Origin of the sequence: Pengzhenrongella sp., from assembly GCF_036565025.1 — a bacterium.
Classification (GTDB): domain Bacteria; phylum Actinomycetota; class Actinomycetes; order Actinomycetales; family Cellulomonadaceae; genus Pengzhenrongella.
The window spans coordinates 1-9,015 of the sequence record NZ_DATCNW010000271.1 but is presented as its reverse complement, the minus strand read 5'-3'; the positions used below and the strand labels follow the sequence as shown (position 1 = coordinate 9,015).

Below are 9,015 nucleotides of genomic sequence, written 5' to 3'. Positions count from 1 at the left end.
CGCCCGCCGCTGCCGTTCCGGGTGCTCGTCAACCCGCAGTACGAGGCCGTCGGGACGGAGAAGGTGTCCTTCTACGAGGGCTGCCTGAGCCTGTCCGGCTGGCAGGCGGTCGTCGCGCGGCATCGCAGCGTGCGGCTGACCGGCCAGGACGAGACCGGCCGCGATCTCGACGAGATCGTCGACGGCTGGCCGGCGCGCATCGTGCAGCACGAGACGGACCACCTGCGCGGCATGCTCTACATCGACCGTGCCGAGCTGCGCTCCCTCGCGGCGGACGACGGCATCGGCGGTGCGCTCGGCGCGGAGCCCTCGCCGACGACGGCGGCGCGGGTCCTCGGCTTCGATCTCGCCTGAGATCCGCGCGACAAACCGACCCAATTACCCCCACTGCAGGGGCTGACTGGGCGCGCCGCGCGCGCGATGATCGTGGAGTCGCTCCGGGTAGTTTGCCCGGCGGATGGTCGTGAACCAGGGTGGGAGCCAGGGGCATCCCTGATGCCCGCCCCGGGGCGCGATCCTAGGGTGGGCCCGCCCGACCAACGCGCCACCGACTCAGGAGCAAATGACCCGTGCAGGACTGGATCCTCGCGCTCGCCGCCTCGCCCCTCGTGTACGTGGCGCTGTACATCCTTGTCACCATCGACGGATTCTTCCCGCCGGTCCCGAGCGAGTCCCTGGTCATCGCGCTCGCGGCCCTGGCCATGTCGGTCGGACCGCCGAACCTCGCGCTGGTCGTCGCGATCGCCGCCGCGGGCGCCTTCACCGGCGACCAGATCGCCTACGCCATCGGCAAGCGGCTCGATGTGCGCCGGCTGCGCGGGATGCGCGGCCCGCGCGCGCAGCGGACCCTCGACTGGGCCGAGCGGACCCTCACGCGGCGCGGCCCGTCGTTCATCCTCGCCGCGCGGTACATCCCGATCGGGCGCGTGGCGGTGAACATGACCGCAGGCGCGCTGGGCTACTCCCGGCGCCGGTTCGTGGGGCTCGCCGCGATCGCCGCGGTCACCTGGGGGCTGTACTCGGCCGCCATCGGGATCGGGGCCGGGGTGTGGTTCCAGGGTCACCCGCTCGTCGCGGTCGTCGTCGGGGTCGTCGGCGGGCTGCTGATCGGGCTGGTGCTCGACTTCGTGCTCGGGCGCGTGGCGGACCTGCGCGGGGCGCGGGACGCCGCGAAGGCAGGCCCGGTCGACGGCGTCGTGCGCGATCCGATCGCCCTCCCGCGCGCGACCGACGCCTGAGGCGCCCGAACTCTTCATCGCGTGTTCCCCGCGGGTCTCCCCGCGTCCGATCCTGCACGGCGTTAGATGGGTCACCTCCACCGAGATCATCTCCGGCCCGCACCTGGGGTGAGGCGGCCCGATCGAGCCAGGAGCACCCGTCATGACGCAGCGCACCCCGGATGACGCCACCCGCCCGACGCCGGAGGGGCCGTCGCGGCGCACCGTGCTGACCGGCTCGATGGTGGGCATCCTCGCCAGCGCGGGTTTCACCGCCGGCCCCGCCGCGGCCCGCGAGGGCGGCGCGGCAGGTCAGGGTGGCATCTCGCGGCTCACCGTGCTGGGCACTACCGACCTGCACGGCAACCTGTTCAACTGGGACTACTTCAAGGACGCCGAGTACGACGACGCCGCCCACAACGACGTCGGCCTGGCGAAGGTCGCCACGCTCGTCACGGCCGTGCGCCACGAGCGGGGCCGGCACCGGACCCTGATGATCGACGCCGGCGACACGCTCCAGGGCACGCCGCTCGCGTACTACTACGCCAAGATCGAGCCGATCGGCCGGGGCACGGTGCACCCGATGGCCGCCGCGATGAACCGGATCGAGTACGACGCCGCCGCGCTGGGCAACCACGAGTTCAACTACGGGCTGGATCTGCTGCGGACGTTCGGCAAGCAGTTGCGCTTCCCGCTGCTCGGCGCCAACGCGATCGACGACGAGACGGGTCGTCCGGCATTCGCGCCGTACCTCCTCAAGCGCGTCGACCTGGGCCGGCGCCGGCCGGTCGTGGTGGGCATCCTCGGCCTGACGAACCCCGGCATCGCGATCTGGGACCGGGACAACGTGGCGGGCAAGCTGTCCTTCCCGGGGCTGGTCGAGCAGGCGGCGGTGTGGGTGCCGCGGATGCGGGCGGCGGGCGCCGACGTCGTCGTGGTGGCCGCGCATTCGGGTGCCGACACGTCGTCGTCGTACGGGGACGCGCTGCCGTGGCCGGAGAACGCGTCGACGCTCGTCGCGGCGCAGGTGCCGGGGATCGACGCGATCCTGGTCGGGCACGCGCACGTGGAGATCGCCGAGCGCTTCGTGACCAACGAGCAGACCGGGCGGCAGGTGCTGCTGACCGAGCCGCTCAAGTGGGGCATGCGGCTGAGCGTGATCGACCTGGACCTCGCGTGGCGCGGCGGTCGGTGGTCGGTCCAGGCCGCCCACGCGCAGGTCCTGAACGCCAACACGGTGCCCGAAGATGCGGCCGTGGCCGGGCTGTTGCGCGCGGATCACGAGAAGGTGCGCGCGTACGTCAACGGCGTGATCGGCTCGTGCACCCAGGCCATGTCCGCCGCGACGGCCCGGTTCGAGGACTCCGCCGCGCTGGACTTCATCAACCTCGTGCAGGCGCGGACGGTGCGCGCGGGGCTCGTCGGGACGGCCAGCGCCGATCTACCGGTGCTGTCGATCGCGGCGCCGTTCAACCCCGACGCCGCGATCCCGGCGGGGTCGGTCTCGGTGCGCGACGTCGCCGGGCTGTACATCTACGACAACACCCTGCTGGGCGTGACGATGACCGGTGCCGGCGTCAAGGAGTACCTGGAGAAGTCCGCGCAGTTCTTCAAGGCCCAGACCACCGCGGGGCCGTTCGCGGCGTCCGAGGTGTGCAACGCGGTGACGCCGACCGCGCCGAACGGGACGCCGGACTACAACTACGACGTCATGTCCGGCCTCGACGCGCGCCTGGAGTACGACATCGATCTCGCGAAGCCGGTCGGCTCGCGCATTCTCGGGCTGTCGTACGGGGGAGCGCCGATCGAGGCGGCCGCGTCCTTCGTGGTGGCGATCAACAACTACCGGGCGAGCGGCGGCGGCGCGTTCCCGCACACCAAGGACGCACCGGTGGTCTACAACCGGCAGCTCGAGATCCGCCAGCTGCTCATCGACTGGGTCACCGCGCAGGGCAGTGTCGACCCGACGGCGTTCTTCACCGTCGACTGGCAGCTGGTCGTCAACGGCGCCCCGGTCGTGGTCACCGGCGGAGTCAGCCCCGGCCGCCACTGAGCCGGCCAGCGCCGACCCGCACGACCCGACCGGCCGACCCCACTAGCCGACCCTGACCAGCCGACCCGACCGGCCGACCTGGACTGCCGATCCGACCAGCCGACCCGACCGGCCGACCTGGACCCGACCGGCCGAGCCGGACAGTTGGCCCCGGTCGACCGAATCCGTGTGGTCGAACGCCCCACATCACGCGAGTGCGCGATTTTGGCTGCTCAGAAGGCCATTTCAACAGCCAAAATCGCGCACTCGCGTGACTGCTACCGGGTTTGGGGTGGGGTTCTCGGAGCGCGCCCGGTCGGGCGGACGCTGTCCCGTCTTGATTCATGCCGCCGTCGCCTTCCCGGCTCGTCCGGCCGACCCACCGTCGGCGTGCGCCGGCGGATCTGTTTCCGGCCGGGTCGCGGTGTGGAGGGACGCGCGTGTTAACCGTGGTGACGGTGGTGCAGATGAGGCGTCTCAACTGTCACTCCATGCACACCAGCCCCACGCGCGTCCCTCCGCACCGCAAGCCCGACGTGCGTGGGCGCGCAGCCGTCCGCAGCACGGGCCCCGCAGTCGCCCGCAGCAGGGACCCCGCAGCCGCCCGCTCGCCCGCAGCGGCGACCCCGCAGTCAGGACCCCGGCCGTCGGGGCCCCGCAGCGGCGACCCCGCAGTCAAGACCCCCGCAGTCGGGAGCCAGCAGTGGTGCCCATTACCGCCTCAGCCGAGGCCTAGAGCTTGCGGAGGCGCATTCGCTGGACTGAGTGGTCGGCGCCCTTGGTGAGGACGAGGGTCGCTCGGCTGCGGGTCGGCAGGATGTTCTGCACCAGGTTGGGGGCGTTGATCGCGTCCCAGATCGACCCCGCGCGCTCGATCGCCTCGGCGTCGCTGAGCGAGGCGTACTTGTGGAAGTAGGACTGGGGCTGGGCGAACGCCGTCGCGCGCAGCGAGAGGAACCGGTCGATGTACCACTGCCGGACGACCGACGAGCGGGCGTCGACGTAGATGGAGAAGTCGAAGAAGTCGCTCACGGCCAGGTCCGAGGTGCCCTCGACGGTGGCTCGCGCCGGCTGGAGCACGTTGAGGCCCTCGACGATGAGCACGTCCGGGCGGCGCACCACGACCTGCTCACCGGGGACGATGTCGTAGGTGAGGTGGTTGTAGACCGGTGCGCGGACCTCGGAGTAGCCGGCCTTGACCTTCGACAGGAACCGGACCAGGGCCCGCCGGTCGTACGACTCGGGGAAGCCCTTGCGGTCCATCAGGCCGCGGCGAGCGAGCTCCGCGTTCGGGAACAGGAACCCGTCGGTGGTGAGCAGCTCGACGCGCGGGGTCTGCGGCCAGCGGGCCAGCAGCTCGCGCAGCAGGCGGGCGGTGGTCGACTTGCCGACCGCGACCGATCCCGCGACGCCGATGACGTACGGCGTGCCGCCGGAATCCTCGCGCAGGAACGTCGAGGACGCCTCGTGCAGGTTCTTCGTCGCCTCGACGTACAGGCTGAGCAGCCGGGACATCGGGCGGTAGACGGCGTCGACCTCTGCGAGGTCGATCGGGTCGCCCAGCCCGCGCAGGTGCTTGACGTCTGCGGCCGTGAGCGGCAGCGGGGTGGAGCCGGACAGCCGCGTCCACGCCTCGCGGTCAAGCTCGACGTAGGGCGAGGACGGTGTGAGCTCAACGGTCGGTGCCACCCGGCGATTGTGCCCGATGCGGGCTGCGGGCGCGGACCCGGTGCCCGACGGCGGCAGTGGCTGGCGTCCGCGCCGCGGTTCCGACGGCGGTCGCGCCGGCGTCGGCGACGCGATTCCGACGTCGTCCCGGTGTAGTCCCGGCGTGTCCCGACACCGTCCGCACCGTCGTCCCGACGCGGTTCCGACCGCCGCCGGCGACGGGCCGGGCGCGCGGGCTCGGTAGACTCCGGCCCCATGTGCGGAATCGTGGGGTACGTCGGTACTCAGCAGGCCAGCAACCGTCCTCTCGATGTCGTGATGGAGGGACTGCGGCGGCTCGAGTACCGGGGATACGACTCGGCCGGTGTGGCCCTCGTCACTGGGGTCGGCGGCAAGATCGTCACGGCGAAGAAGGCCGGCAAGCTCGCGAACCTCATCGAGGAGCTCGACGTCAACCCGCTCGAGGCCTCGACGGCCGCCATCGGGCACACCCGGTGGGCGACGCACGGCGGGCCCACCGACGTCAACGCGCACCCGCACGTCGCGGGTCCGGTCGCCGTCATCCACAACGGCATCGTCGAGAACTTCGCGTCCCTGAAGGCCGAGCTCGTCGCCGACGGCGCCGTGTTCCTGTCCGAGACCGACACCGAGGTCGCGGCGCACCTGCTGGCCCGCGCGTGCGCCGAGCACGCCGACCTGTCCGTCGCCATGTGCGCCGTCGCGCGGCGCCTGCGCGGAACCTTCACGCTGCTCGCGGTGCACGAGGACTTCCCGGGCGTCGTCGTCGGCGCCCGGCACGACTCCCCGCTCGTCGTCGGGATCGGCGAGGGCGAGAACTTCATGGGCAGCGACGTCGCGGCGTTCATCGCCCAGACGCGCGAGGCCCTCGAGCTCGGCCAGGACCAGGTCGTCACGATCACGCCCGACGACGTCACGGTCACGGACTTCGACGGCGCGCCCGCCCAGGCCCGCCGGTTCACCGTCGACTGGGACGCCGCCGCCGCCGAGAAGGGCGGCTTCGCGTCCTTCATGGACAAGGAGATCCACGACCAGCCGCAGGCCGTCGCGGACACGCTGCTGGGGCGCACCGACATCGCCGGCAAGCTCGTGCTGGACGACCTGCGCATCGACGAGTCGGTGCTGCGCTCGGTGGACAAGATCGTCGTCATCGCGTGCGGCACGGCGGCGTACGCCGGGCACGTCGCGAAGTACGCGATCGAGCACTGGTGCCGGATCCCGGTCGAGGTCGAGCTCGCGCACGAGTTCCGCTACCGCGACCCGGTGGTCAACTCGCGCACGCTCGTCGTCGCGATCTCCCAGTCCGGGGAGACCATGGACACCCTGATGGCCGTGCGGCACGCGCGCGAGCAGGGCGCGAAGGTGCTCGCGATCTGCAACACGCACGGCTCGACCATCCCGCGCGAGTCCGACGCCGTGCTCTACACGCACGCCGGGCCCGAGATCGCGGTCGCCTCGACCAAGGCGTTCCTGGCGCAGATCACCGCGACGTACCTGCTGGGCCTGTACCTCGCGCAGCTGCGCGGGAACAAGTTCCCCGACGAGATGGCCGAGATCCTCGACCAGCTGCGCCAGATGCCCGAGAAGATCCAGCAGGTGCTCGACCGTGCCGACCGGGTCAAGCAGACCGCGCGCGAGATGGCCGACACGTCGTCGGTGCTGTTCCTCGGGCGCCACGTCGGGTTCCCGGTCGCGCTCGAGGGTGCGCTCAAGCTCAAGGAGCTCGCGTACATCCACGCCGAGGGCTTCGCGGCGGGCGAGCTCAAGCACGGGCCGATCGCGCTGATCGAGGAGGGCCAGGCGGTGTTCGTCGTCGTGCCGTCCCCGCGCGGGCGCGACTCCCTGCACTCCAAGATCATCTCCAACATCCAGGAGATCCGGGCGCGCGGGGCCCGCACGCTGGTGATCGCCGAGGACGGCGACGTCGACGTGCTGCCGTTCGCCGACGAGGTCTTCTACGTGCCGCAGTGCCCGGTGCTGCTCGCGCCGCTGCTCGCCGTCGTGCCGCTGCAGATCTTCGCCTGCGAGCTCGCGACCGCTCGCGGGCTCGACGTCGACCAGCCGCGCAACCTCGCCAAGTCCGTCACGGTCGAGTGATCGTCGGGGTCGGGATCGACGTCGTCGACGTCGCGCGGTTCGTCGCGACTCTCGACCGGGTGCCGGCGCTGCGGGAGCGGTTGTTCACGCCCGCCGAGCGCGGGCTGCCCGCGGCGTCGCTCGCGGCGCGGTTCGCGGCCAAGGAGGCGATCGCCAAGTCGCTCGGTGCCCCGGCCGGCATGAGCTGGCAGGACGCGACCGTGCGCCGGACCGCGGGCGCGCAGCCCGAGGTCGAGGTCATCGGGACCGTCGCCGCTGCCGCCGCGCTGCTGGGCGTCGCGCGGTTCCACCTGTCGATCTCGCACGACGCCGGGATCGCGTCCGCGGTCGTCGTCGCGGAGCGGGACCCGGCCTGAGTCGGACCGACCGGGGGGCGCTGCACCACCTGGAGCTGTGGGTCGCCGACCTGGCCGCCGCCGAGCGGTCGTGGGGCTGGCTGCTCGGCGAGCTGGGGTATGAGATGTCTGACCGCTGGGCCGCGGGGCAGAGCTGGCGTCGCGGCGGGGCCGGCGTACGGCTGGACCCTGCTGTTCCCCGAGCGGCATCCGTATGCGGGCGGGGCGGCACACTACGCCGCCTACCTCGAGAACTCGTGCGGGTTCGAGGTCGAGCTCGTGGCGGATCCGCCCGACGCCGGACCCAAGGATCTGCCGTGACGGCGACGCATCCCGCTCGCGCTCACTGAGGTCACCCGGCGGGCGGGCGCGCCCTTGCCGGCATTGATGGGCTGATCACTCTGGACACCGATCGCTTCCCGCCCGGTCCTGGACCGGTCGGGCTCACGGCCGCGGAGCTGGGGCGATCGGCGCCGTGAGGTCGAAGTCCCAGGTCGATCCCTGCGGCAGGGGTGGCATCGGCCAGGCAGGATCGGGTCGCCAGGTCTCCCAGCCGTCGCAGAACGGCGACTGCCACGACGCGACGACGGCCTCCGCGGCCTCGGCGTCGCGGGTGATCGCGGCGGCGGTCTCCGCGGTGAACCAGCCCTGGTCGACGGCGGCCGCCAGCTCGTCCTCGTCTTTGCGGTGGCAGGTGCCGTCCGGGGTCACCCAGACGTCGAGCACGTGGTCCTCCGTGTAGAAGTGATCTCCCGCGCGCCGGTACGGCGTCTCGAGGTTGATGTACCACCCGGAGAACCGCCACCCGGGCGCCCAGAACAGCCAGACGGACCACGGCGCCCCGGCCGGTGCGATGCACAGGATCCCCTCGCCCTGCCAGGCCGATCGCGCCGTCGACCGGCCTCGACGGAACCGTTCGGTGAGCGGTGCCGTGCGCACGTCGTCGCCGGTGTCGACCACGGACTTGAGGAGCGTGGTGCCGGGCGCCATCCAGACGACGAGGCCGGTCGGGTCGTCGCGGACGACGGTCACGGGGTTGACGGCGTGGTGCATCCCCGGTTTCCAGGTGCTGCGCCGGAAGTGCCACCACAGATGCTGGCCTGGCTGCAAGTCCATGGCACACCATAGGCGGCGTCGACGGCGCCCTGGAGGGTGCCGGTTCGCGGTGGTGAACAGGGCGAGGTCCATCACGGACCTCGCCCCATCGCAACCGCGCCGAAAGCTCGGCTAGTTCTGCAGGAACGGGTAGTCGGTGTACCCGGCCGGGTCCGGGCCGTAGAACGTGCTCGGGTTTGGCTCGTTGAGCTCGCGGTTCTCCTGCCAGCGACGCACCAGGTCGGGGTTCGCGATCGCGAGCCGCCCGACGGCGACGCCGTCGGCGTGGTTGTCCGCGACGAGGTTCACGGCCTCTTCGCGGGAGGTGACCGAGCCGAAGCCGGTGTTGAGGACGACCGAACCGCCGAAGCGTGCGCGGAGGTCCTGGACGAGGGTGCCGGACGGGTCGGCGTGCAGGATGCTCAGGTACGCGACTCCGAGCGGTGCGATCGCTTCGAGCAGGGCCGCGTACGTCGCGGCGGCATCCTTGGCGTCCGACTCGAGGACGTCCTGGATGTTGTGGCTCGGCGAGATGCGAATCCCGACACGAGCC

8 protein-coding genes and 1 pseudogene are annotated in these 9,015 nt (G+C 71.9%); 6 read left to right on the top strand and 3 right to left on the bottom strand.

The window, feature by feature from the left end:
- From VIM26_RS15825 to VIM26_RS15815, 3 genes are all read left to right on the top strand, one after another.
- The coding region (locus tag VIM26_RS15825; RefSeq protein ID WP_331952855.1) for a peptide deformylase at window positions 1-354 on the top strand (354 nt) is incomplete at its 5' end.
- 215 nt (window positions 355-569) lie between these two features.
- Window positions 570-1,238, top strand: a complete 669-nt coding sequence (locus tag VIM26_RS15820) for a DedA family protein (RefSeq protein WP_331952853.1) — start codon at window positions 570-572, stop codon at window positions 1,236-1,238.
- Window positions 1,239-1,380: 142 nt separating this feature from the next.
- Window positions 1,381-3,270, top strand: coding sequence for a bifunctional metallophosphatase/5'-nucleotidase (locus VIM26_RS15815; RefSeq protein ID WP_331952851.1), 1,890 nt, complete (start codon window positions 1,381-1,383; stop codon window positions 3,268-3,270).
- 711 nt (window positions 3,271-3,981) lie between these two features.
- Here the strand turns inward: VIM26_RS15815 and coaA are convergent.
- Window positions 3,982-4,938 (bottom strand): type I pantothenate kinase, encoded by a 957-nt coding sequence (gene coaA, locus VIM26_RS15810; RefSeq protein WP_331952849.1) that lies wholly within the window; start codon window positions 4,936-4,938, stop codon window positions 3,982-3,984.
- Between the two features lie 234 nt (window positions 4,939-5,172).
- On the opposite strand from coaA, the gene glmS reads away from it, so the two are divergent.
- The 3 genes from glmS to VIM26_RS15795 all read left to right on the top strand — a co-directional run bounded on the left by glmS (window position 5,173) and on the right by VIM26_RS15795 (window position 7,688).
- The gene (glmS, locus tag VIM26_RS15805) at window positions 5,173-7,032 is read left to right on the top strand and encodes a glutamine--fructose-6-phosphate transaminase (isomerizing) (RefSeq protein ID WP_331952848.1); all 1,860 of its coding nucleotides are present in this window, start codon (window positions 5,173-5,175) and stop codon (window positions 7,030-7,032) included.
- Window positions 7,029-7,388, top strand: a complete 360-nt coding sequence (locus VIM26_RS15800; RefSeq protein WP_331952846.1) for a holo-ACP synthase — start codon at window positions 7,029-7,031, stop codon at window positions 7,386-7,388. The genes glmS and VIM26_RS15800 overlap by 4 nt, the downstream gene beginning before the upstream one ends.
- A gap of 99 nt (window positions 7,389-7,487) precedes the next feature.
- Window positions 7,488-7,688, top strand: coding sequence for a hypothetical protein (locus tag VIM26_RS15795; RefSeq protein ID WP_414696500.1), 201 nt, complete (start codon window positions 7,488-7,490; stop codon window positions 7,686-7,688).
- Window positions 7,689-7,811: 123 nt separating this feature from the next.
- Here the strand turns inward: VIM26_RS15795 and VIM26_RS15790 are convergent, their stop codons facing one another.
- Window positions 7,812-8,483 (bottom strand): DUF402 domain-containing protein, encoded by a 672-nt coding sequence (locus VIM26_RS15790; RefSeq protein WP_331952844.1) that lies wholly within the window; start codon window positions 8,481-8,483, stop codon window positions 7,812-7,814.
- Window positions 8,484-8,594: 111 nt separating this feature from the next.
- Window positions 8,595-9,015 (bottom strand): annotated as a pseudogene (locus VIM26_RS15785) (alkene reductase); the annotation flags it as partial.